Source organism: Hydrogenophaga sp. GW823-FHT04C09 (assembly GCF_058796355.1).
Map to the genome: position 1 here is coordinate 1 of NZ_JBXAIO010000004.1, position 22073 is coordinate 22073.

The 22073-nt window shown below is 69.0% G+C and carries 19 protein-coding genes and 1 pseudogene; 16 read left to right on the forward strand and 4 right to left on the reverse strand.

Features of this window, described 5'->3' with window-relative positions:
- Positions 1-298 precede the first annotated feature (298 nt).
- From AC1Q9M_RS12310 to AC1Q9M_RS12365, 12 genes and pseudogenes are all read left to right on the forward strand, one after another.
- Positions 299-1033, forward strand: coding sequence for a Crp/Fnr family transcriptional regulator (locus AC1Q9M_RS12310; RefSeq protein WP_382322015.1), 735 nt, complete (start codon positions 299-301; stop codon positions 1031-1033).
- Between the two features lie 7 nt (positions 1034-1040).
- Positions 1041-2168: a pseudouridine synthase gene (locus tag AC1Q9M_RS12315; RefSeq protein WP_444687462.1), complete on the forward strand. Its 1128-nt coding sequence runs from the start codon at positions 1041-1043 to the stop codon at positions 2166-2168.
- Positions 2169-2173: 5 nt separating this feature from the next.
- Positions 2174-3079 (forward strand): LysR family transcriptional regulator, encoded by a 906-nt coding sequence (locus AC1Q9M_RS12320; protein WP_444687461.1) that lies wholly within the window; start codon positions 2174-2176, stop codon positions 3077-3079.
- Between the two features lie 138 nt (positions 3080-3217).
- Positions 3218-4651, forward strand: a complete 1434-nt coding sequence (locus tag AC1Q9M_RS12325) for a nucleobase:cation symporter-2 family protein (protein WP_492434036.1) — start codon at positions 3218-3220, stop codon at positions 4649-4651.
- 1 nt (position 4652) lies between these two features.
- Positions 4653-6074 (forward strand): 8-oxoguanine deaminase, encoded by a 1422-nt coding sequence (locus AC1Q9M_RS12330; protein ID WP_492434038.1) that lies wholly within the window; start codon positions 4653-4655, stop codon positions 6072-6074.
- A 67-nt stretch (positions 6075-6141) separates the two neighbouring features.
- On the forward strand, positions 6142-7407 hold the full coding sequence (locus AC1Q9M_RS12335) for an esterase/lipase family protein (RefSeq protein ID WP_492434040.1): 1266 nt from the start codon (positions 6142-6144) through the stop codon (positions 7405-7407).
- 82 nt (positions 7408-7489) lie between these two features.
- Positions 7490-9436, forward strand: coding sequence for a molecular chaperone HtpG (htpG, locus tag AC1Q9M_RS12340; RefSeq protein WP_492434042.1), 1947 nt, complete (start codon positions 7490-7492; stop codon positions 9434-9436).
- Between the two features lie 115 nt (positions 9437-9551).
- Positions 9552-10982, forward strand: coding sequence for a class I SAM-dependent methyltransferase (locus tag AC1Q9M_RS12345; RefSeq protein ID WP_444687459.1), 1431 nt, complete (start codon positions 9552-9554; stop codon positions 10980-10982).
- The gene (locus tag AC1Q9M_RS12350; RefSeq protein ID WP_382154026.1) at positions 10975-12300 is read left to right on the forward strand and encodes a sensor histidine kinase; all 1326 of its coding nucleotides are present in this window, start codon (positions 10975-10977) and stop codon (positions 12298-12300) included. The genes AC1Q9M_RS12345 and AC1Q9M_RS12350 overlap by 8 nt, the downstream gene beginning before the upstream one ends.
- Positions 12297-13478, forward strand: a complete 1182-nt coding sequence (locus AC1Q9M_RS12355) for a hybrid sensor histidine kinase/response regulator (protein WP_444687458.1) — start codon at positions 12297-12299, stop codon at positions 13476-13478. The genes AC1Q9M_RS12350 and AC1Q9M_RS12355 overlap by 4 nt, the downstream gene beginning before the upstream one ends.
- A gap of 25 nt (positions 13479-13503) precedes the next feature.
- The gene (locus AC1Q9M_RS12360) at positions 13504-14451 is read left to right on the forward strand and encodes a response regulator (RefSeq protein ID WP_492434045.1); all 948 of its coding nucleotides are present in this window, start codon (positions 13504-13506) and stop codon (positions 14449-14451) included.
- Between the two features lie 93 nt (positions 14452-14544).
- Positions 14545-14877, forward strand: a pseudogene (locus AC1Q9M_RS12365) (hypothetical protein); the annotation flags it as partial.
- Between the two features lie 91 nt (positions 14878-14968).
- Here the strand turns inward: AC1Q9M_RS12365 and AC1Q9M_RS12370 are convergent.
- From AC1Q9M_RS12370 to AC1Q9M_RS12380, 3 genes are all read right to left on the reverse strand, one after another.
- Positions 14969-15397 (reverse strand): organic hydroperoxide resistance protein, encoded by a 429-nt coding sequence (locus AC1Q9M_RS12370; protein WP_382321998.1) that lies wholly within the window; start codon positions 15395-15397, stop codon positions 14969-14971.
- Positions 15398-15458: 61 nt separating this feature from the next.
- The gene (locus tag AC1Q9M_RS12375) at positions 15459-15908 is read right to left on the reverse strand and encodes a MarR family winged helix-turn-helix transcriptional regulator (RefSeq protein ID WP_382321996.1); all 450 of its coding nucleotides are present in this window, start codon (positions 15906-15908) and stop codon (positions 15459-15461) included.
- A gap of 467 nt (positions 15909-16375) precedes the next feature.
- The gene (locus AC1Q9M_RS12380; protein WP_492434048.1) at positions 16376-17419 is read right to left on the reverse strand and encodes a serine/threonine protein kinase; all 1044 of its coding nucleotides are present in this window, start codon (positions 17417-17419) and stop codon (positions 16376-16378) included.
- A 54-nt stretch (positions 17420-17473) separates the two neighbouring features.
- Here AC1Q9M_RS12380 and AC1Q9M_RS12385 point away from each other — a divergent pair, with 54 nt between their 5' ends.
- The 4 genes from AC1Q9M_RS12385 to AC1Q9M_RS12400 all read left to right on the forward strand — a co-directional run bounded on the left by AC1Q9M_RS12385 (position 17474) and on the right by AC1Q9M_RS12400 (position 21242).
- Complete coding sequence (locus AC1Q9M_RS12385) at positions 17474-18349, forward strand: class I SAM-dependent methyltransferase (protein ID WP_382154041.1); 876 nt, start codon at positions 17474-17476, stop codon at positions 18347-18349.
- Positions 18350-18502: 153 nt separating this feature from the next.
- Positions 18503-19690, forward strand: coding sequence for a cation:proton antiporter (locus tag AC1Q9M_RS12390; RefSeq protein ID WP_444687455.1), 1188 nt, complete (start codon positions 18503-18505; stop codon positions 19688-19690).
- Positions 19691-19693: 3 nt separating this feature from the next.
- The gene (locus tag AC1Q9M_RS12395) at positions 19694-20821 is read left to right on the forward strand and encodes a YbdK family carboxylate-amine ligase (RefSeq protein WP_291121182.1); all 1128 of its coding nucleotides are present in this window, start codon (positions 19694-19696) and stop codon (positions 20819-20821) included.
- A gap of 163 nt (positions 20822-20984) precedes the next feature.
- Positions 20985-21242: a hypothetical protein gene (locus AC1Q9M_RS12400; RefSeq protein WP_382154047.1), complete on the forward strand. Its 258-nt coding sequence runs from the start codon at positions 20985-20987 to the stop codon at positions 21240-21242.
- Positions 21243-21246: 4 nt separating this feature from the next.
- Here the strand turns inward: AC1Q9M_RS12400 and AC1Q9M_RS12405 are convergent, their stop codons facing one another.
- Complete coding sequence (locus tag AC1Q9M_RS12405; RefSeq protein WP_492434051.1) at positions 21247-22071, reverse strand: ABC transporter permease; 825 nt, start codon at positions 22069-22071, stop codon at positions 21247-21249.
- Positions 22072-22073: the final 2 nt, after the last annotated feature.

The window sequence follows — 22073 nt, forward strand, 5'->3', positions numbered from 1 at the left end:
CAGGCGCTCCACCAGCTCGGCCATGCCAGCCCACGTCGTCGTCTGCCAGATGCCGTATTCCTTCTCGCGCATCGCCGCACCCTCCGGGTGGCTTTGCGCGTGGCCCAGCAGCAGCCGGGGGAACGTGTGTTGCATGCGTGTCTCCTGAGGCCGGTGCCGTGGCGCCGGTGCTTGAAATGTCCCGGTTGAGACATTTCGTTCTGCTGCGCATGGTAGGCCTTCGTTTGACGTTATGTTGTCGGTTCGACGACAATCTGGGGTCAACCCTCCTAGGACTTTCCCTAGACCATTCCCACCCATGAGCGCCTTGACCTCCCGCCGTTCCGGCACCGTTCTGCGCGACCGCGCGCGCCCGCCCACTCAGGAGGAACTGGCCGAGATTCCCTGGCTGAAAAGCCTCACGCCCACCGAGCGCGAGCGCGCCGTGGCCGCGCTGGTGGTGGGCGATGCCGAGGCGGGCGACCACATCTGCCGCTTCGGCCGCCCGGTCACCTACTGGTTCGGCCTGGTCGACGGCCTGCTCAAGATGAGCAACGACGATTCGCAGGGCCCGGTGATCACCTTCACCGGCGTGGCGCCGGGGGGCTGGTTCGGCGAAGGCACGGTGCTCAAGCACGAGCAGTACCGCTACAACATCCTCGCCTTGCGCCGCAGCCGCGTGGCCGGCCTGCCGGTGGAGACCTTCGACTGGCTGCTGGACCACTCGATCGGCTTCAACCGCTTCGTGATGCACCAGCTCAACGAGCGCCTGGGCCAGTTCATCGCGGCGCGCGAGATCGACCGCCTCAACAGCCCCGACCTGCGCGTGGCGCGCAACCTGGCCTCGCTGTTCCACCCGCTGCTCTCGCCCAATGTGGGCGGTGTGCTGCGCATCACCCAGCAGGAGCTGGCCTACCTGGTCGGCCTCTCGCGCCAGCGCGTCAACGAGGCGCTGACCACGCTGGCGGCCAAAGGCTGGATCCGCGTGGAATACGGGGGCCTGCGCGTGCTCGATCTGGTGGCCTTGCGCTCCGGCACATTGGATGAGGGATGATCCCCCCATGACGACCGACAAACCCGCCGCCCGCACGCTCAAGCTGAAACCGGGCGCTGCCAGCAAGACCCCCTCCGATCCCTACGCCCCGCGCCGCGCCCCGGTGCGCCCGCCCGGCCCGGCGCGCGCCAAGAGCGTGTCGGCTTCGGCGCCCAAGCCGCCGCGCGAACCTTCGCCCGGGTACGGCGCCCCACGCGGTGGCCCCGAAGGGCCGCGCAGCGAGCGCCCGGCCCCGCGCCGCGCCGAGGCCCCCCGGGCCGCCGCCGAGCGAGCGCCGCGCGGTCCCGCACCCGCGCCGCGCCCGCCGGCCCACCGGCCCGACCTCGCGCGGGTCGGCAACGTGCGCGGTGAAGTGCGCCTCAACAAGCGCATGGCCGACCTCGGCCTGTGCTCGCGCCGCGAGGCCGACGAATGGATCGCGCGCGGCTGGGTGACGGTCAATGGCCAGCCCGCGGTGATGGGCCAGCCGGTGCCGCCCGATGCGCAGGTCGAGGTCGCGCCGCAGGCGCGCCACCAGCAGAGCGGGCAGGTCACCATCCTGCTGCACAAGCCGGTGGGCTATGTGAGCGGCCAGCCCGAGGACGGCCACGAGGCCGCGGCCACGCTGATCGGCGCGCCCAGCCAGTGGCGCGGCGACGCGCGCATGCCCGGCGACGGCCGGCGTTTCGCGCCCGAACACACGCGCGGCCTGGCACCGGCCGGGCGGCTCGACATCGACTCCACCGGCCTGCTCGTGCTCACGCAGGACGGCCGCGTGGCGCGCACCCTGATCGGCGAGAGCAGCGGCGTGGAAAAGGAATACCTGGTGCGCGTGCACTTCGCGCCCAACGGCCCGCAAGGCGCGGGCGTGGTGGCGCAGGACGTGCAGGCCGTCTTTCCGCCCGCGCAGCTCGCCCTGCTGCGCCACGGCCTGAGCCTGGACGGCCAGGCCCTGCGGCCCGCGCAGGTGGACTGGCAGAACCCCGAGCAGCTGCGTTTCGTGCTCACCGAGGGCAAGAAGCGCCAGATCCGGCGCATGTGCGAGCAGGTGGGCCTGCACGTGGTGGGCTTGAAGCGCATCCGCATCGGGCGGGTGCTGCTGGGCAACCTGCCGGTGGGGCAGTGGCGCTTTCTCGGGGCCGACGAGCGCTTCTGAGCGGCATGCACGCGAAAGTCCTGCGCTATTTCATCGAGGTGGTGCGCGCGGGCTCGATCCGCAAGGCCGCCGAGCAGCTGCATGTGGTGCCCACGGCGGTGAACCGCCAGATCCTCAACCTGGAGGAGGAGCTGGGCGCGCCGCTGTTCGAGCGCATCCACAACAAGCTCAAGCTCACGCCCATCGGCGAGATCGTGCTGGCCCATGCGCGCGCCACCCTGCGCGATTTCGACGCGGTGCGCCAGCACATCGAGGCGGTGCGCGGCCTGCGACAGGGCGAGGCCTCGCTGGCCACCACCACCGGCCTGGCCGGCGCCTTTCTGCCCGGCATCGTGCAGCGCTGCCGCGCGGCGCACCCGGGCATCCACCTCAAGCTGCTGGACCTGCCCATCGCCGGGGTGCTGCGCGCCGTGGCCGAGGGCGACGCCGAACTCGCGCTGGCCTACGACGTGCCCGAGACCACCGGCCTGCGCACCCTGTTCGCGAGCGAATGGCCGCTGGGCGCGGTGGTGCCGCCGGGCCACGCGCTGGCCGATCGCGCCACCACCACCCTGGCCGACTGCCTGGGTTTTCCGCTCATCCTGCCGGCCGCCCCGATGTCGCTGCGCCCCATCCTCGACGGCGCCTTCGGCCGCTCCGCCGTGAGCGTGTCGCCGGTGATCGAAACCACCTCCACCGCCCTGATGCGCCAGCTGGCCGCGCAGGGCGTGGGCATCACCCTGCTCAACCGCCTCGACGTGGCCGACGACGTGCGCGCCGGCCGGCTGCGGTTCGTGCCGCTGCGCGACGCGGGCCTGCGGCCCCAGAGCCTGGCGCTGGTGACGCGCGCGGGCTCGGCGCTGAGCGCGGCGGCCGAGCTGCTGGCGCGGCACGTCACCGACGGTCTGGAGAGCGCGCTGGTCGGGCCCTGACGAAGCGGGGGTCGGGGTGTGCACTTTTCGTGCACACCTGGGGCGATTTATTGACTTTGCGCCCGCGCGAGCGGGCTCCTAGACTGCGCCCGCTGGCCGATGCGCCGCCTTGTGCGCGAGCCGGCAGAAAGGCCCCAGATGCTTCCCGATACCAAGACGACCGGCGCCGGAGACAAACCCGAGAGCGACGCGGTCCACCAGAAAATTCCCCTCCCCCGCTGCGCGGCCCTGGGCCTGCAGCACGTCCTCGTGATGTACGCCGGCACCGTCGCGGTGCCGCTCATCGTCGGCGGCGCGTTGGGCCTGTCGAAGGCGGACATCGCCTTCCTCATCAACGCCGACCTGCTGGTCGCCGGCATCGCCACGCTGATCCAGGCGTTGGGTCTGTGGGGCTTCGGCATCCGCATGCCGGTGATGATGGGCGTGACCTTCGCCGCCGTCGGGCCGATGATCGCCATCGGCCTGGACCCCTCGCTGGGCCTGCAGGCGATCTACGGCGCCACCATCGTGGCCGGCCTCTTCGGCATGCTGGTCGCGCCGCTCATGGGGCGGCTGCTGGGCGTGTTTCCGCCGCTGGTCACCGGCACGGTCATCACGCTGATCGGCGTCTCGCTCATGGGCGTGGCGATCAACTGGGCCGCGGGCGGGCAGCCCACGGTCACGCGCATGGTCGACGGCGTGGCGCACGCCGTGGCCAACCCCGACTACGGCGACCCGGCCAAGCTCGCGATCGCGGCGCTGGTGCTGCTGGTGGTGCTGGTGGTGCTGGGCATCACGCGTTTCGCCAAGGGCCTGTGGGCCAACATCTCGATCCTGCTCGGCGTGATGGCCGGCGTGGTGGTGTCGCTGGCGCTGGGCTACATGAACTTCGACGGCCTGTCGGACGCCAGCTGGGTGGCGGTGACCACGCCGCTGCACTTCGGCCTGCCGCGCTTCGAGTTCACGGCCATCCTCTCGATGTGCATCGTGATGCTGATCACCCTGGTCGAATCGACCGGCATGTTCCTGGCGCTCAGCGAGATCACCGGCCGCCGCATGACGCCGCAGCTGCTCACGCGCGGCCTGCGCGCCGATGGCCTGGGCACGCTGATCGGTGGCGTGTTCAACACCTTTCCCTACACCTCGTTTTCGCAGAACGTCGGGCTCGTCACCGTGACCGGCGTGCGCTCGCGTTATGTGGCGGCGATGGCGGGTGGCTTCCTGGTCCTGCTGGCGCTGTTCCCCAAGGTGGCGCACATCGTGGCTTCGGTGCCCGCCTTCGTGCTGGGCGGCGCGGGCATCGTGATGTTCGGCATGGTGGCGGCCACGGGCGTGCGCATCCTGGGCGCCATCGACTACGGCAAGGAGCGCCACGCGCTCTACGTGATCGCGATCTCCATCGGCCTGGGGCTCATCCCCACGCTGTCACCGAACTTCTTCCAGCACCTGCCGGCCTGGACGCACCCCTTCACGCACAGCGGTATCGTGCTGGGGACCTGCGCGGCCGTGGTGCTCAACCTTTTCTACCACGGCGTGGTGTCCAAGGAGCGCTCGTTCCTGCTGGCCGCGCGCACTTCACACGGAACGGAATGACATGAACCTTGTTGCCCAGGCAGCCGCCGCCCCCCTGATCCTTCGCCACGCCGACGTGGTGGTCACCATGGACGCCCAGCGGCGCGAGATCGCCGACGGGGCGGTGGTGGTGAACGGGCCGGCGATCGAGTGGGTCGGGCCCACGGCCGAGTTGCCGGCGCCCTGGCGCGAGGCGATCGCCAGCGGCGGCGCCGAAGCCATCGACCTGCAGGGCCACGTGCTGATGCCCGGGCTGGTGAACACCCACCACCACATGTACCAGAGCCTCACGCGCGTGGTGCCCGAGGCGCAGGACGCCGAGCTGTTCGGCTGGCTCAACAACCTCTACCTGCTGTGGGCCCGGCTCACGCCCGAGATGGTGCGCGTGTCCACGCAGACGGCCATGGCCGAGCTGATGCTCTCGGGCTGCACCACCACCAGCGACCACCTCTACCTGTTCCCCAACGGCTCGCGGCTGGACGATTCCATCGAGGCCGCCGACGCCATGGGCATGCGCTTCCACGCCGCGCGCGGCAGCATGAGCGTGGGCCGCAGCGCCGGCGGCCTGCCGCCCGACTCGGTGGTGGAGAGCGAGGCGGCGATCCTGGCCGACAGCGAGCGCCTGATCGGCCGCTGGCACGACGCCTCGCGCCACAGCATGCGGCGCATCGTGCTCGCGCCGTGTTCGCCGTTCTCGGTCTCGCGCGACCTGATGCGCGAATCGGCCGTGCTCGCGCGCTCGCACGGCGTGTCGCTGCACACGCACCTGGCGGAGAACGACAACGACGTCGCCTACTCGCGCGAGAAATTCGGCATGACGCCGGCCGAGTACGCCGAGGACCTGGGCTGGGTCGGCCGCGACGTGTGGCATGCGCACTGCGTCAAGCTCGACCCGGCGGGCATCGCGCTGTTCGGCCGCACCGGCACCGGCGTGGCGCACTGCCCGTGTTCCAACATGCGCCTGGGCTCGGGCATCGCCCCGGTGGGAGCGATGCGCCGCGCGGGCGTGCCGGTGGGCCTGGGTGTGGACGGCAGCGCCTCCAACGACGGCGCCCACATGCTGGGCGAGGTGCGCCAGGCGATGCTGCTGCAGCGCGTGGGCTTCGGCCCGGCCGCGCTCACCGCGCGCGAAGCGCTGGAGATCGCCACCCTGGGCGGCGCGCGCGTGCTGGCCCGCGACGACATCGGCGCGCTGGTGCCCGGCCTCTCGGCCGATCTGGTGGCCTTCGACCTGCGTGGCGTGGCGCACGCCGGTGCCGGCCACGACCCGGTGGCTGCGCTGGTGTTCTGCCAGAGCGCGGACGTGGCGCTGAGCGTGATCAACGGCCGCGTGCGGGTGCGCGACGGCCGCCTGGTGGGCATGGAACTCGACCCCCTGCTGGCGCGCCACCGCGCGCTGGCGCGCGCCCTCTACGAATCGGCCCGGCACCCGCACACCGCCTGAGAGGGCAGGGCGGCGGCGGCGCGCATCCTGTCACACACACCCGCACCTTCCGGGGCCACAATGGCCCATGACCCCGCTCAAGCCCACCCGCGAGGCGCTGCTGCGCCACGTGCGCCCGGCCGACCTGAAGGCCGCGGTGCAACTCGTCACGCAGGCCACCACCGGCGCGATCGGCGTGGCCGAGGGCGTGCACCAGGCGGTGCGCAACCGCCTGGGCCTGCCCGCCGGCCTCGAGCCGGGCCGCACCGGCGGCCTGACCGGCCAGATCTACCAAGGCATCCGCGGCGTCACGCAGCTGGTGGGCCATGGGCTGGACAGCGCGCTGGCCACCTTGCTGCCCATGGTGGACGACCCCACGCGCCACCCCGAGCCCTCGCCCGGCCGCGAGGCCGTGCTGGCCGCGCTCAACGGCGTGCTGGGCGACCGCCTGCTGGAAACCGGCAACCCGCTGGCCCAGGCCATGGAACTGCGCCACGCGGGCCGGCGCCTGCCGCTGGAGAACCGGCCGCTGCTGCACCAGCGACTGGGTCCGGCCACGCCGCACCTGATCGTGCTGCTGCACGGCCTGTGCATGAACGACACGCAATGGCAACGCAACGGCCACGACCACGGCGCCTTCCTCGCGCAGGCCCTGGGCGCCACGCCGGTCTACCTGCGCTACAACAGCGGCCTGCACACCTCCACCAACGGCCGCGAATTCGCGCGCCAGCTGGAAGTGCTGGTGACGCAGTGGCCAGTGCCGCTGGCCTCCATCACCCTCATCGGCCACAGCATGGGCGGGCTGGTGGCGCGCGCCGCCTGCGAAGAGGGCCGGCAGGCCGACCACCGCTGGCGCCCGTTGCTGCGGCACCTGATGTTCCTGGGCACGCCCCACCAGGGCGCGCCGCTGGAGCGCGCCGGCCATGGGGTGGACGTGCTGCTGGCCTCGACCCCCTTCACCGCGCCGTTCACGCGCCTGGGCCAGCTGCGCAGCGCCGGCATCACCGACCTGCGCCACGGCCACGTGCGCGACGCCGACTGGCAGGGCCGCGAGCGCTTCGGCTCCAGTGCCGACCACCGCGAACCCCTGCCCCTGCCCGAGGGCGTGGCCTGCTTCACCGTCGCCGCCACGCTGGCGCCGCAGCGCGGCCTGCTGGCCGACCGCCTGACCGGCGACGGCCTGGTGCCGTTGCGCAGCGCGCTGGGCCAGCACGACGACCCCCGGCACCGGCTGGTGTTCGCGCGCGAGAGCCAGCGCACGGTGCACCGCACGGGCCACCTGGAGCTGCTCTCCAGCCCGGTGGTGGCCGAGCAACTGCGGGCCTGGCTGGCGCCGGCCGTGGTCGAGGCTTGAAATCCGGCGGCCAGCCCATAATTCCGCCTCGCGTTGCGCTCTTCCGGAGCGCGTTCCTTCGTTTTCACGTCAGTCGACCCCCATGAGCAAACAAACCCTGTCCTTCCAGGCCGAAGTGGCGCAGCTGCTGCACCTGGTCACGCACTCGCTCTATTCCAACCCCGACATCTTCCTGCGCGAGCTGGTCTCCAACGCGTCGGACGCCTGCGACAAGCTGCGCTTCGAGGCGCTGAACAACGCGGCCCTGTTCGAGGACGCGCCCAATCTCGAGGTGCGCGTGGCCTTCGACCGCGAGGCGCGCACCATCACCATCACGGACAACGGCATCGGCATGAGCGCGCAGGAGGCGATCGACCACCTGGGCACCATCGCCAAGAGCGGCACCAAGGATTTCATGAGCCGCCTCTCGGGCGACCAGAAGCAGGACGCCCAGCTCATCGGCCAGTTCGGCGTGGGCTTCTATTCCGGCTTCATCGTGGCCGACAGGATCACCGTGGAATCGCGCCGCGCCGGCCTGCCGGCGGCCGAGGGCGTGCGCTGGACCAGCGGCGGCACGGGCGACTTCGAGGTCGAGACCCTCGAGCGCGCCGCGCGCGGCACCAGCGTGATCCTGCACCTGCGCGACGACGCCAGCGACTACCTCGACCGCTGGAAGCTCAAGTCCATCATCGGCAAGTACTCCGACCACATCAGCCTGCCCATCCTGATGCAGAAGGAAGAGTGGGACGCCGAGAAGAGCGAGCAGGTGCTGCTCGACGAATGGGAGGCCGTGAACTCGGCCAACGCGCTGTGGGCCCGCAGCAAGAAGGACGTGAGCGACGAGCAGTACGCCGAGTTCTACAAGAACCTGAGCTACGACACCGAGGCGCCGCTGGCCTGGAGCCACAACCGCGTGGAAGGCAGCACCGAGTACACCCAGCTGCTCTACATCCCGGCCAAGGCCCCGCAGGACCTCTGGAACCGCGACCGCAAGGCCGGCATCAAGCTCTACGTGCGGCGCGTCTTCATCATGGACGAGGCCGAGGCCCTGATGCCTTCCTACCTGCGCTGGGTCAAGGGCGTGGTGGACTCGGCCGACCTGCCGCTCAACGTGAGCCGCGAGCTGCTGCAGGAAAGCCGCGACGTGAAGGCGATCCGCGAAGGCAACACCCGCCGCGTGCTCGCGATGCTGGAAGACCTGGCGAAGAAGGACCAGGCGCCGGCGCCGGGCGAAGGCGCGGACGGCGTGACCGACGTGGTCTCGGCCGAGGACAAGGCCGCGGCCGAGAAGGACGTGGGCAAGTACACCGCGTTCTACGCCGAGTTCGGTGCCGTGCTCAAGGAAGGCCTGGGCGAGGACTTCGCGAACCGCGACAAGATCGCCAAACTGCTGCGCTTTGCCAGCACCCATGGCACCGCGCTGACCGCGCTGGCCGACTACAAGGCCCGCATGAAGGAAGGCCAGGCCGCGATCTACTACATCACCGCCGACAACCGCGCGGCCGCGCAGAACAGCCCGCAGCTGGAGGTGTTCCGCAAGAAGGGCATCGAGGTGCTGCTGATGACCGACCGCGTGGACGAGTGGGCGCTGTCCTTCCTGCACGAGTTCGACGGCACCCCGCTGCAGAGCGTGGCCAAGGGCGCGGTGGACCTGGGCTCGCTGCAGGACGAGGACGAGAAGAAGGCCGCCGAGGCCGCCGCCGAGACCTTCAAACCGGTGCTGGAGCGGCTCAGGGAAAGCCTCAAGGACAAGGCCAAGGACGTGCGCGTCACCTCGCGCCTGGTGGACTCCCCGGCCTGCCTGGTGGTGGAGGACGGTGACTACTCCACGCAGCTGGCCCGCATGCTCAAGCAGGCCGGCCAGCCCGCGCCGGAGGTGCGGCCGATCCTGGAGGTCAACGCCGAACACGCGCTGGTGAAAAAGCTCGAAGGCAGCGCGCATTTCGACGACCTGGCCCACATCCTGTTCGACCAGGCCCTGCTGGCCGAAGGCGGTCTGCCGGACGACCCGGCGGCCTATGTGAAGCGCGTCAACGCCCTGTTGGTCTGAGGACAAACCCCGTGCCATGAGCACGGCATGGGGGTTGACTACACTCGGGGCCGGGGAGTCTTCAAAGGCGCAGTGCACCGCACCTGCCCCGTCCACCTGATCCACCGGCCACAACGTGTACCTACAGCGACCATTCGATCACGTCGTCACCTTCCGCAACAGCCAGGGAGAGAGCGCGCGCGGCACCCTCACCAGCCTGCAGCGGCGCTCGCTGGTGATGGAGATCTACAACCCGTACTCCATCGTGCAGGTGAGCGAGGTGCTCAGCGAGCTGACCATTCGGTCAGGCGACCGCATCATCTACAAGGGCAAGGCGGTGGTGGTGAGCCTGCTCAACACCGGCCTGATGGCGGTGATCTCCGTGGCGCTCATCGACGAATGGTCCGACCTCAACGCGATCCGGGGCAACGTGAGCCAGGTGCGCGAAGAGGCGGCCCGTTTCGTGGCCGACTGGGAGTCGCGCTTCAAAATCCGGCAGAGCTACCAGGTCACCATCAGCGAGTTCCGTGCCTTCCTGTCCGAGACCGCGCGCTGGATCGACCAGGCCGACATGGTCGATTCCCTGCCGCGCCTGCCCGACGGGCGCCTGACCGACGAGGTGTTCGGCGCGATGGCCGAGCCCCTGATGATCAAGGGCAAGGAGTTCCTGGTGCGGCTGGAGGACGAGGCCTCCCGCCTGCCGGTGGAAGACTCGCTGCTGCACCGGTCTTTCGCACAGACGGCGCTGCACCCCCTGGTGCTGCGCGCGCCCTTCGTCTACCGCACCTTCGCCAAGCCGCTGGGCTATGCGGGTGACTACGAGATGGTCAACCAGATCCTGGGCGACCCGCGCCAGGGCAGCAGCACCTACATCCAGCTCGTCAACGCCATGTTCCTGCGCGCGGCGGTGGCCGTGGCGCACCGCAACCGCATCGACATCCTGGTCGATTTCCTCAAGAAGGCCGTGGCCAGCGCCGCCAGCAAGGGCCGGCCGGTGCGCATCCTCAACGTGGGCTGCGGACCGGGCGTGGAGATCCAGAAGCTCATCGCCACCGGCGAAGACCTCTCGCGCCTGCAGTTCACCCTGATCGATTTCAGCCTGGAGACCCTGAACTACACGCGCCAGAAGATCGAGGAGGCCGCGCAGCTGCACAAGTCGAAGGTGCAGGTGGAGTACGTGCAGGAATCGGTGCACGAGCTGCTCAAGCGCGCCACCCGCGACACCGCACCGGCCGACGGCGAGGGTTTCGATTTCGTCTACTGCGCCGGCCTGTTCGACTACCTGTCGGACAAGGTGTGCGCGCGGCTGATCCGTTACTTCCTCTCGCGCAGCAACCCGGGCGCCCATCTGCTGGTCACCAACGTGCACGCCGACAACCCGGAGCGCTACGGCATGGAGCACCTGCTGGAGTGGCACCTGATCTACCGCGACGAGAAGCAGATGCAGTCCGTGATGGAAGAGGTGAACGCGCCCGCGATCATGTACACCGACGCCACGGGCGTCAACATCTTCGCGGAAGTGGTGGTCAACGCAAACCTGAAGGCCATGGCACTTGAAAATGGCTGACCGGCCGAGCTCGCCCTACGAGCAGCAGCTCTCGGACTTCCGCCTGACCTACAGCAAGGCGGGCAGCATCACGTCCATCGTGCTGGTGCTCGCGGGCTTCGGCCTGGACTATTTCTCGTACCCGGACCGCCTGCTCGAATTCACCCTGCTGCGCGTGCTGGTGGTGGTGCTCACGCTGGGCATCCTGCGCGTGCTGTTCACCGAATTCGGTCGCCGCCATGTGCGCTCGCTCACCATGCTCTGGCTGCTGCTGCCGCAGATCATGATCGCCTTCATGATCTACGAGACCGACGGCGCGCAGTCGATCTACTTCGTGGGCCTGCACCTGGCGCTGTACGCGGTCGGCATCATCCTGCCGATCAGCTTCTTCGAAGGCATCGGCTTTGGCGTCGTCACGCTGGTCCTCTATGTGGTGGCCTGTGCGCTGCACCCCGACGCGGCCAGCAGCACGGCGCGCATGGTGACGAACTCGCTGTTCATCCTGTTCTCCGCCGGGGCCAGCGCGGTGTGCACTTGGTTCAACGAGAAGGCCCGCCTGCGCCTTTTCCAGTTGCAGCACGAGGTGTCCGAGAAGAACGCCTCGCTGCGCGAGATCAACCAGACGCTGGCCGAGGTCAAGGGCCAGCTGCTGCAGCGCGAGAAGATGGCGGCCATCGGCACGCTCTCGGCCGGCCTGCTGCACGAGCTCAACAACCCGGTGAACTACAGCCTGATGGCGATCAACATGGGCCTGACCTGCAAAGGCGCCCAGAGCGACGAGATGCTCAAGGAGAGCCTGGTCGATGCGCGTGAAGGCATGCAGCGCATCCAGAACATCGTCACCGACCTCAAGACCTTCGCCTACCAGAAGCCCGGTCAGGACAGCCTGCGTCCCTTCCTGCTCGAGAACGCGGTGCGCTCGGCCGTGCGGCTGGCGGGTTACGAACTCAAGGGCGTCGACGTGGTGATCGATCTGCCGCAGGACAGCCACGTGCTGGGCGACGAGCCGGCCATCATCGGCGTGCTGATCAACCTGTTGAGCAATGCCGCGCTCGCCCTGCAGGCGGCCAAGCGCGAACAGCCCCGCATCGCGGTGACGGCCACCCTGCAAGGCCACCGCCTGGGCGTTTCCGTGCGCGACAACGGCTCGGGCATCGACCCGGACAACCTGAGTCGGGTGTTCGAGCCCTTCTTCACCACCCGCGATGTGGGGGCCGGTCTGGGGCTGGGCCTGAGCGTGAGCTACGGCATCGTGCACCGGCATGGCGGTACGCTGGCGGTGGAAAGCGAGCTGGGCAGCTGGACCGAATTCACCTTTGACCTGCCGAGGCCCGAATGAAATCCGACGACGCCTCCGTGACGCGCGGCCTGCTGGGCGCCCATGCCATCCTGATGGTGGACGACGAGCTGCAGGCCTGCAAGTGGTTTGCCCGCCTGTATGGCGACGAGTTCGTGGTGCTCACCGCCGGCAGCGCGGACGAGGCCCTGGCCGTGTTGGCCCAGCGCGGCCACGAGGTGGCCGTGCTGCTCACCGACTACGCCATGCCGCAGCGCGACGGCGTGACCCTGCTCAGCGAAGTCCGCCAGCAGTACCCGCACGTGGCGCGCCTGCTGGTCTCGGCCTACGCCGACAAGGACATGGCGATGTCCGCTGTCAACCAGGGGCACGTGGAAAAGATCCTGGAGAAGCCGCTGGACGAAGCGCTGACCCGGCAGTCCCTGCGCGACGCGCTGCAGGCCAGCCAGGAACGCGCGCGCGAGCGGGCCCTGATCGAGCGGCGAGCGGCCACCTTGCGCGAGACCCTGGGTTTTCTGGCGCACGAGGTCACCACGCCGCTGGCCACGGTGCAGGGTTACCTGTCGGCCATGCGCGAGCGCCATGTCGACCCCACGGAAGGGGACCGTGGCGTGGCGCACATCCAGGAACAGAAGCCGGGCGACGTGCTGTTCATGATCGAGGCCGCGCAGCGCCGGGCGGAGTACGCGCAGTCGCTGGTGTCGACCTTCGTGCAGACCGCGCGCGACGCCTACCAGCCCGACAGCGCACCCAGCCTGCGCGCCAGCGACCTGGTGCAGGCGGTGCGCGAGGAATACCCGTTCGACCACGACGAGGCGCAGTGGCTCACCAGCGATCTCGCCGACGATTTCGTGCTGCCCGGCCGCCGGGACCTGCTCTACCTCGTGCTCTGCACCCTGGTCAAGAATGCGGTGCTGGCACTGCGCCCGAACCCGCCGGCCCAGCCCAATGTGCACGTGGTGCTGTTGCGCGAGGCCCCCGCGCCGGGCCTGCCGGTGCAGGCCGCCATCCAGGTGCGCGACAACGGCCCCGGCATTCCGGCCGAGGTGTTGGGCCGCTTGACGCTCGAACCCCTGACCACCCGCGCCAGCACCGGGGGCAGCGGCATGGGCCTGGTGTTCTGCCGCCGCGTGATGACCTCGCTGGGCGGCTCCATCGTCGTGAGGTCCGAGGCCGGCCAAGGCGCCAGCGTGTCCCTCTATTTCCCTTTCGCGCAATGACCAGTCAGGAGAATCCGTGAAGCCCGTGAAAATTTTGTACGTTGACGACGAGGCCATGGCCCTGAAGTACTTCGAGCGCCTGGTGAGTCCGTTGGCACCGGTGCTCACCGCGACCTCGGTGGAAGAGGGCCGGGCGATGCTCGCGGCGCATGGCGCCGAGATCGCCGTGCTGGTGTGCGACCAGCGCATGCCGGGTGAGTACGGCAACGAGCTGCTGCGCCATGCGCGCGAGTACTACCCCGGCGTGGTGCGCATGCTGACCACCGCGTATTCCGAACTGGGCGATGCCATCGAGGCCATCAACACCGGCGAGATCTACCGCTACATCAACAAGCCCTGGGAGCTGGAGAGCCTGCGCGCCGACCTGAAGAACGCGCTCGAACTGGCCGAGCTGCGCAGCGAGCGCGACAGCCTGATGCGCGACCGGCTGATGGCCCAGCAGGGCCAATTGCTGGCCAACCGACTGTCGGCGCTGTTGATGGTGGGCGCGGCGGTGCACAGCGAGGACGTGGAGCAGGCGCTGCACCGCTTTGCCCAGGCCGCGCTGCGCGTGGGCAGCACCCAGCCGGCCATCGACTGGAACCGCTGGGACCACGCGGACCTGATGCAGGCCGAGGCCCAGCGCGGCGCGGCCATCGCGGCTCACCTGCGCCAGTGGCTGCGCGAGTTCGGCCCGCGGCGCGACGGTGCGGGCGCCCTGTCGGTGCTGGCCCAGGCCCTGGGCGGCGAACTCCAGGGGGACCATGTGCAACTGGCCGACGGCACGGTGTTGACGGCGCTGCTCTCCCTGCCGGTGGGCGAATGGCCGACGGCGCCCCAGTGCGCCTGGCTGGCCTGGCTGCTCTGGCAGGGTGGGCTGGCCGAGGTGGTGGCCGTGGACGGCGCCTGGGCGGTGCGGCCTGTGGAAGCAGCCGCTCTGCCGACGGACTGGCTCGCGGACGCGATCGAGCGCCTGGGCCAGGGGGGCGTCTGAGCGGGCTTGTGACGAAACGTTGCACAACGGAGGGCACTTTTGGCTGAACCCGCGCTCACAATGGCATCTGTTCCGCATTCAAGGACCCGTGCCATGACCACTTCACCTCAAAACCACTCTGTTGTCCTCCGCGGTGTCGCGGGGGTGTTGCTGGCGGGAGCCGCCTTGCTGGCCGGCTGTGGCTCGGCGGGCGTGGGCATCGGGGTGGGTGTGCCCCTGGGCCCGTTTTCGATCGGCGTGGGCGCGGGCACCGGCGGGGTGAGTGCCGGTGTGAGCACCGGTGTCGGACCGGTCGGCGTCGGGGTGGGTGTGAACCAGCGCGGCCAGGTCAGTGCCGGCGCGGGGGTGGGGACGAGCACGCGCATCGGCAACAGTGGGGCCAGCGTGGGTGTGGGGGTGGGCACCAGCACGGTGATCCACGATCCGCACGACCGCAACTGAGCGCCGCGAAAAGCATCAGAAAAAAAGCCCACCGGTGCGAACCGGTGGGCTTTTTTGCTGGGTGCCAGGGAAGGGCTTACTTCAGCGTGATGGTCACGTCGATGTTGCCGCGGGTGGCGTTGGAGTAGGGGCACACCTTGTGGGCGGTGTCCACCAGGTCCTGGGCCACGGCGCGGTCCACGCCGGGCAGGCTCACGGCCAGGCGCGCGGCGATGCCGAAGCCGGCGGGGATCGGGCCGATGTCCACTTCGGCGTCGATGGAGGCGTCGGCGGGCACGGCCACTTTCTTCATGCCGGCGACGTGCTTGAGCGCGCCCATGAAGCAGGCGGAGTAACCAGCGGCGAAGAGCTGTTCGGGGTTGGTGGCGTTGCCGGCGCCGCCCATGGCCTTGGGCGGGGAGAGCTTGACGTCGAGCAGGCCGTCGTCGCTGCGCGAGGCGCCGTCGCGGCCGCCGGTGGTGTGGGCGCGGGCGGTGTAGAGAACTTTGTCGAGGGAGGTGGGCATGGTGTGGCTCCTGAGGTTGAAGGGCTTCGGGTGGAAGCTGGGGGTGGGTGAAAGGGAATGATCAGGCGGTGAGGCGGTCGCGCAGGGTTTGCACCTGCTGCGTGAGCGCCATCACTTCGGACACGTCGCATTGCGTGGCTTGCAGCACGCAGCCGGGGATGCGCGCGGCGCGGGCCTTGAGTTTGCGGCCGGCGGCGGTGAGGCGGATGAGCACGCGGCGTTCGTCCTGCACGTCGCGCAGGCGGGTCACGAGGTCGGCGGTTTCGAGCCGCTTGAGCAGGGGGGTGAGGGTGCCGGAGTCGAGGTAGAGGCGGTCACCGAGTTCGGAGACGGTGACGCCGTCGTTTTCCCACAGCACGAGCATGGCGAGGTATTGGGGGTAGGTGAGGCCCATCTCTTCGAGCAGGGGCTTGTAGAGCTTGGTCATCGCCAGCGAGGCGGAGTAGAGCGCGAAGCACAACTGGTGGTCGAGCTTGAGGGCTTGGTCGCTGGGGAGGCTTTCGGTCTTCATAGGGTGGTACTGTATGGGTTGTTTGTATTGTGTGCAATTTAATTTTGAGCAACCATTTTGGGGTTGGGGGCTTTCATTGGGGTGACATGGTGCGAGGGTGGCTGGCGTGGGTGCGCGTTCTCCGGCCCTGCTCGCGGGTGTCTGCGCGGGCGCGCCCGCACCGCTTCGTCAACAAGGCGACTGGTGCGCACTTTCTGTGGCAACCGCGAATGGGGGCCTGCGCCCGCGCACCCACGCCATCCGACCAGCGAGGTGGTTGCACACCAAGCTGGCCGAGCCCACATTGCTTCGGGGTCGGTGGCGGTGCCCGCGGGCGCAGGCCCCCATTCGCGGTTGCCCTCACGTTGGATGACTGCATGCGGTGTTGACGAGAGGGTGGCGGCGGACCCGGGCAGACGCCCGCGAGCAGGGCCGGAGAACGCGGGCACCGCCACCGGCCCCCGCGAGGTCTCAAACAGAAACAGGGCTCAGGCCATCAAAGGCTCACCCTGCATCTCCTCGATCTGCTCCACCAGCATGTCCACCTGTCCCTGCCAATAGTCCCGGCTGCCGAACCAGGGAAAGTTGATCGGAAAAGCGGGATCGTCCCACCGCCGAGCGACCCAGGCGCTGTAGTGGATCAGGCGCAAAGTCCGCAGAGGCTCGATCAGCGCCAACTCACGGCGATCGAACGGCCGGAACTGTTCATAGCCGTCCACCAGCGCCCCCAGCTGCTGCATCTGCTGACGCCGATCGCCCGACAGCAACATCCACAGATCCTGCACCGCCGGCCCCATGCGCGCATCGTCCAGGTCCACGAAATGCGGCCCCGCGCCCGGCTGGCCCTCGGGCGTCCAGAGAATGTTGCCCGGGTGGCAATCCCCGTGCAGGCGGATGCGCTGAATGCCGTCCTCGTCCACCACCGCGCCCGCCCGCAGCACCGGGTGCGCCTCGATCAGGGCCAGCGCCTCCTCCAGCGCAGAAGCCCAGGCACCACGCACCTCGGGCGCGATCGCCGCATGCGCCACCAGCCAGTCGCGCGGCTCGTGCGCGAAGGCCGCGGCATCCAGCGCCGGGCGCACCGCAAACGGCCGCTGCGCGCCGACGGTGTGGATGCGCGCGAGAAAACGGCCGATCCACTCCAGCACCTCGAAATTGTCCAGCTCGGGCCGGCGCCCACCCCGGCGCGGGCTCACCGCGAACGTGAAGCCGCCGAAGTGGTGCAGCGTCTCGCCCTGCACGCGCAGCGGCGGCACCGCCGGAATCTCGGCCGCCACCAGCTCCTCGGCAAAAGCATGCTCCTCGGCGATCTGCGCATCGCTCCAGCGCCCGGGCCGGTAGAACTTCGCCACCACCTGATCCACCCCCTCCACCGGTGCCTCCAGATGGATCTGGTACACGCGGTTCTCGAAACTGTTGAGCGCGCTCAGGCGCCCGTCCCCCCACAGGCCGATGTGGGCCAGCGCGTCCTGCACCACGTCGGGTGTGAGGGTGCTGTAGGGGTGGCTGCTGCTGTCGTTGTTGGAAATCATGCGCGATTGTCGCTGCTGGCCATGAGGCCAAAGGGGCTCACCTATGATCGGCGCATGTCGAAACACAAGGCGAATGCGCGGCCCACGCCCACGCTGCAAGAGCAGCTGCCCGAACTGCGGCCCGGCCAGTCCGTCGCGCTGCTCCAGGAACTGCACATCCTCACGCGCGAGGGCAAGCTCAACCAGGATACGCGGCGCAAGCTCAAACAGGTGTATCACCTCGTGCAGTTCATCGAGCCCCTGCTGGCCGAGGTGCTGGCCGCGCGCGGCGACGTGACGTTGGCCGACCACGGCGCGGGCAAGTCCTACCTCGGCTTCATCCTGTACGACCTGTTCTTCAAGGACAAGCCGGTGGGCCGCGTGACCGGCGTGGAAACCCGCGCCGAGCTGGTGGAGAAATCGCAGGCCCTGGCCGCGCGCCTGGGCTTCGAGCGCATGGACTTTCTCGCCACCACCGTGCAACAGGCACTCACCCACCCGGCGCTGCCGCCCACGGTCGATGTGGTGACCGCGCTGCACGCCTGCGACACCGCGACCGACGACGCGATCCAGTTCGGTCTGGCCAAGCAGGCCAGCCACATGGTGCTGGTGCCGTGCTGCCAGGCCGAGGTGGCCGGCGTGATGCGCAAGCACAAGGCGCTGAGCCTGTCGCGCACGCCGCTGGCCGAGCTGTGGCGCCACCCGCTGCACACGCGCGAGTTCGGCAGCCAGATCACCAACGTGCTGCGCTGCCTGCAGCTCGAAGCCCAGGGTTACAGCGTGACCGTCACCGAGCTGGTGGGGTGGGAGCACTCGCTCAAGAACGAATTGATTCTGGCCCGTAGAATGGGCTCGGACCGCCATGGCACGCAGGAGCGCGCCAGGCAGCGTTTGCAGCAGGTGCTCGACGAGCTTCACCTGCAAGAGCTCACGCAGCGTTTCGCGGCTTGACCGCTTCTCGCCTTCTCACCAGGCATCCCTGTTGCCGTGTTCGCGGCGCTCCGTTCAGCTTTCGCTGATGGCCGGACGTCTTGATGTTTTCAGCGCGTGTCCTACACGCGTGGCGGCATTCGTTCATCAAACTCTCGCCGAGGAGTTTTACCCATGCTTACCGATTACAGTTTTCTGCTCCAGTCCATTGCCTGGCCCCTGGTGTTGCTGCTCGCCTGGTTCATCGCCGAGCGCGCGCACGAGGTCTGGCACATCCCGCGCGTCACCAGCTACGTGGCGGTGGGGCTGGTCGGCGGGCTGGTCAACCTGCCCGGCCTGACCACCGACGTGCCGGGCCTGCCCTTCCTGGCCAACGTGGCGCTCTCGCTGGTGCTGTTCGAGCTGGGCTACCGCATCAACCTGCGCTGGTTCCGCCACAACCCCTGGGTGCTGGTGCTCGGCGTGGTCGAGTCCATCGTCACCTTCGCGGTGATGTACTGGGTCACTGGCTGGTTCGACCTCGCCACGGACCTGCGCCTCATCATCGCGGCGCTGTCGATCTCGGCCTCGCCGGCCGGCATCGTGCGCGTGGCCAACGAGCTGCGCAGCGCCGGCCAGGTGACCGAGCGCGTGCTGCACCTGTGCGCCATCAACTGCATGGTCTCGGTGCTCGCGCTCAAGCTGGTGGTGGGTTACTGGTACCTCAGCACCTCGGGCGACCTGGTGCTTGCGGCCTTCGGCAGCATCCACCAGGTGGGCACCTCGGTGGCCGTGGGGGGCCTGCTCGGCGTGGCCGTGCCCTGGCTGCTGCGCCTGCGCAACACGCACGAGCGCGGTGTCACCGTGGTGTTCGCGCTGTCGGTGCTGCTGCTCACCACCGCGGCCTATGGCCTCAAGCTCTCGCCGCTGCTGGCCGCGCTCACCTTCGGCATCGTGGCGCGCGAGCGCCGCGTGCACCTGACCAACGCGCAGCGCGACTTCGGCACCGCCGGCGACCTGCTGTCGATCTTCCTCTTCGTCTACATCGCCTCGCTGCTCGACTGGGCCGACGTGGGCACCGGCATGCTGCTGGGCCTGCTGCTCATCCTCGTGCGCACGGCCTCCAAGGTCGGCTGCAACCTCGTGGCCGCGCGGCTCTCGGGCATCACCGAGCGCAAGGGCCTGCTCACCGGCCTGGCGCTCACGCCCATGTCGGCCTTCGCCATCCTGCTGATCGAGCAGAGCCGCCTGTATGGTTTCGCGCCCGCGGTGGAGGTGCTCTCGGTCATGGCCGGCATGATGCTGCTGCAGGAATTGCTCGGCCCGGTGGTCACGCAGCGCGCGCTGCTGGCCGCGCATGAAACCCACGTCACGAAAGGTTGAGCCATGCCTTTGGAAGCCTTCAAATCCTCCGACTCGCTGACCATGGGCGTCGAGCTCGAGCTGCAGCTCGTCAACACCTACGACCTCGATCTGTCCAGCAGCGCCAACGACCTGCTGGAGCTGCTGCGCCGCAAGCCGTTCCCGGGCGTGGTCACGCCCGAAATGACGCAGAGCATGATCGAGATCGCGACCGACGTGCAGCGCGAACACGGTCCCCTGCTCGCGCAGCTACAGCAGATCCGCGACACCCTGGTGAGCGCGGGCGACCGGCTCAACATCGAGCTCTCGGGCGGCGGCACGCACCCGTTCCAGCGCTGGTTCGAGCAGCGCATCTTCTCCAAGCCGCGCTTCGAGCAGCTTTCGGGCCTGTACGGTTACCTCGCCAAGCAGTTCACCGTGTTCGGCCAGCACGTGCACATCGGCTGCGCCAGCGCCGACGAGGCGCTGTTCCTGCTGCACTCGCTCAACCGCTACGTGCCGCACTTCATCGCGCTGTCGGCCTCGTCGCCGTTCTCGCAGGGCGTGGACACGCTGTTCGATTCGGCGCGCCTGAACTCGGTGTTCGCCTTCCCGCTCAGTGGGCGCGCGCCCTTCGTGCTGAGCTGGGAGGAGTTCACCAACGTCTACTTCACCAAGATGGAGAGCACGGGCGTGGTCAAGTCCATGAAGGACTTCTACTGGGACATCCGGCCCAAGCCCGAGTACGGCACCATCGAACTGCGCGTGTGCGACACGCCCTTGACGGTGGAGCGCGCGGCGGGGCTGGCGTGTTACCTGCAGGCGCTGTGCCGCCACCTGCTGGAGCGGCGCGAGCTGCCGCCGGAAGAAGACGATTACCTGGTCTACACCTACAACCGTTTCCAGGCCTGCCGCTTCGGCCTGGACGGCATGATGGTCAACCCCAAGACGCGCGAGCAGATCAGCATCCGCGAGGACATCCTCGCCACGCTGCGCCACCTCACGCCCCATGGCGTGGCGCTGAATTCGCTCGCGGCGCTGGACGAGATCGAGCGCACGGCCGGCCGCGTGGGCAACCACGCGACCTACCTGCGCAACCAGTTCAAGGAAAGCGGCAGCGTGCAGTCGGTGGTGCGCGCCAGCGTGGAGGCGCTGCGCGGCCCCCGTTCGTGATGCAGTTCACGAACCGCCTGTAGGGACAACGCACGCTCTGTCAGCGAAGTTCCTACAGCGCGAATGGCGGGGCGCCGACTTAACGTTCCAGGGGGGCGCCGGTACAGTTTGTTTCATCGACAGCCCATTTGTCACCGTTCAAACCGACCCCAGGGAGCCCCCCATGTCCACCACCGCCACCCGCCTCAACCCCTTCGTCCTGATGCTCGATCCGGAAGCCGTGATCAGCGCCATGGAAACCAGCGCCAACCTGCGCGGCATCCGCAGCCGCATCTGCCGCCCGCTGGACAAGCCCCTGATTCCCAAGATCTTCGACACCGCCGCCCGCGAGTTCGACGCCGTGATCGAGGCCGAAGACTTCATCGACACCGGCAGCGAGCTGTACAGCGACGCCCAGCCTGCGCTGCGCGCCGTCCACTGACAGACTATTTCGCGAAGCGCTTGCGCGTGAGCGCGAGGGCCAGCCAGAACGCTGCCACGGTGTAAGCCAGCAGCACCCCGCCGTGCAGCCAGGCCTGCGTGGGCCACTGGTCCATGAACAGGGGCCGCACCAGCTCCACCGCATTGGTCAGTGGCAGCCAGTCCGAGATCTGCCGCACCACACCGGGCAACTGCTCGCGCGGAAAGAACACCCCCGAGAGAAACATCATGGGGGTCAGGAACAGGGTGAAGTAGTAGGTGAAGAAGTCATAGCCCTTGGCCAGGGCGTTGAACACCAGGGCGATGCACGAGAACGTGATGCCCACCCCCAGCAGCACCGGCCAGGCCAGCAGCAGCTTGGGGGAATGGCTGATGCCCAGCGCGAGCATCACGCCCAGGATGGCCGTCACCGTGAACAGGGCCTTGAAGCCCGCCCACAGCATTTCCGCCAGCACCACATCGTCCAGGCTCACCGGCGCGTTCATGATGCCGTCCCAGGTCTTCTGCACGTGCATGCGCGAGAAGGCCGAGTACAGCGCCTCGAAGCTGGCCGCGTTCATCGCGCTCATGCAGATGCTGCCGCTGGCCAGGAACAGGATGTAGGGCACGGCCACGCTGCCGCCTTGCGCCGTGCCCAGGCTGACCTGGCCCACCAGCGCGCCCATGCCGTAGCCGAAGGCGACCAGCCACATCAGCGGCTCGGCGATGTTGCCCACCAGGCTGGGGATGGCGAGCTTGCGCCAGACCAGCAGGTTGCGCAGGAAGACGGGCCACCAGCGCATGGACAGGCGCGGTGGGGACCAGGGGGAGGGGGTGTGGGTGGTGCTCATGG

What these genes read in the sequence shown, in the direction of transcription:
- AC1Q9M_RS12315 (WP_444687462.1), top strand. Translation starts at nt 1,041, where the DNA reads ATGACGACCGACAAACCCGCCGCCCGCACGCTCAAGCTGAAACCGGGC.
- AC1Q9M_RS12330 (WP_492434038.1), top strand. Translation starts at nt 4,653, where the DNA reads ATGAACCTTGTTGCCCAGGCAGCCGCCGCCCCCCTGATCCTTCGCCAC.
- AC1Q9M_RS12395 (WP_291121182.1), top strand. Translation starts at nt 19,694, where the DNA reads ATGCCTTTGGAAGCCTTCAAATCCTCCGACTCGCTGACCATGGGCGTC.
- AC1Q9M_RS12320 (WP_444687461.1), top strand. Translation starts at nt 2,174, where the DNA reads ATGCACGCGAAAGTCCTGCGCTATTTCATCGAGGTGGTGCGCGCGGGC.
- AC1Q9M_RS12390 (WP_444687455.1), top strand. Translation starts at nt 18,503, where the DNA reads ATGCTTACCGATTACAGTTTTCTGCTCCAGTCCATTGCCTGGCCCCTG.
- AC1Q9M_RS12405 (WP_492434051.1), bottom strand. Translation starts at nt 22,071, where the DNA reads ATGAGCACCACCCACACCCCCTCCCCCTGGTCCCCACCGCGCCTGTCC.
- AC1Q9M_RS12350 (WP_382154026.1), top strand. Translation starts at nt 10,975, where the DNA reads ATGGCTGACCGGCCGAGCTCGCCCTACGAGCAGCAGCTCTCGGACTTC.
- htpG (WP_492434042.1), top strand. Translation starts at nt 7,490, where the DNA reads ATGAGCAAACAAACCCTGTCCTTCCAGGCCGAAGTGGCGCAGCTGCTG.
- AC1Q9M_RS12310 (WP_382322015.1), top strand. Translation starts at nt 299, where the DNA reads ATGAGCGCCTTGACCTCCCGCCGTTCCGGCACCGTTCTGCGCGACCGC.
- AC1Q9M_RS12375 (WP_382321996.1), bottom strand. Translation starts at nt 15,908, where the DNA reads ATGAAGACCGAAAGCCTCCCCAGCGACCAAGCCCTCAAGCTCGACCAC.
- AC1Q9M_RS12325 (WP_492434036.1), top strand. Translation starts at nt 3,218, where the DNA reads ATGCTTCCCGATACCAAGACGACCGGCGCCGGAGACAAACCCGAGAGC.
- AC1Q9M_RS12355 (WP_444687458.1), top strand. Translation starts at nt 12,297, where the DNA reads ATGAAATCCGACGACGCCTCCGTGACGCGCGGCCTGCTGGGCGCCCAT.
- AC1Q9M_RS12380 (WP_492434048.1), bottom strand. Translation starts at nt 17,419, where the DNA reads ATGATTTCCAACAACGACAGCAGCAGCCACCCCTACAGCACCCTCACA.
- AC1Q9M_RS12335 (WP_492434040.1), top strand. Translation starts at nt 6,142, where the DNA reads ATGACCCCGCTCAAGCCCACCCGCGAGGCGCTGCTGCGCCACGTGCGC.
- AC1Q9M_RS12385 (WP_382154041.1), top strand. Translation starts at nt 17,474, where the DNA reads ATGTCGAAACACAAGGCGAATGCGCGGCCCACGCCCACGCTGCAAGAG.
- AC1Q9M_RS12400 (WP_382154047.1), top strand. Translation starts at nt 20,985, where the DNA reads ATGTCCACCACCGCCACCCGCCTCAACCCCTTCGTCCTGATGCTCGAT.
- AC1Q9M_RS12370 (WP_382321998.1), bottom strand. Translation starts at nt 15,397, where the DNA reads ATGCCCACCTCCCTCGACAAAGTTCTCTACACCGCCCGCGCCCACACC.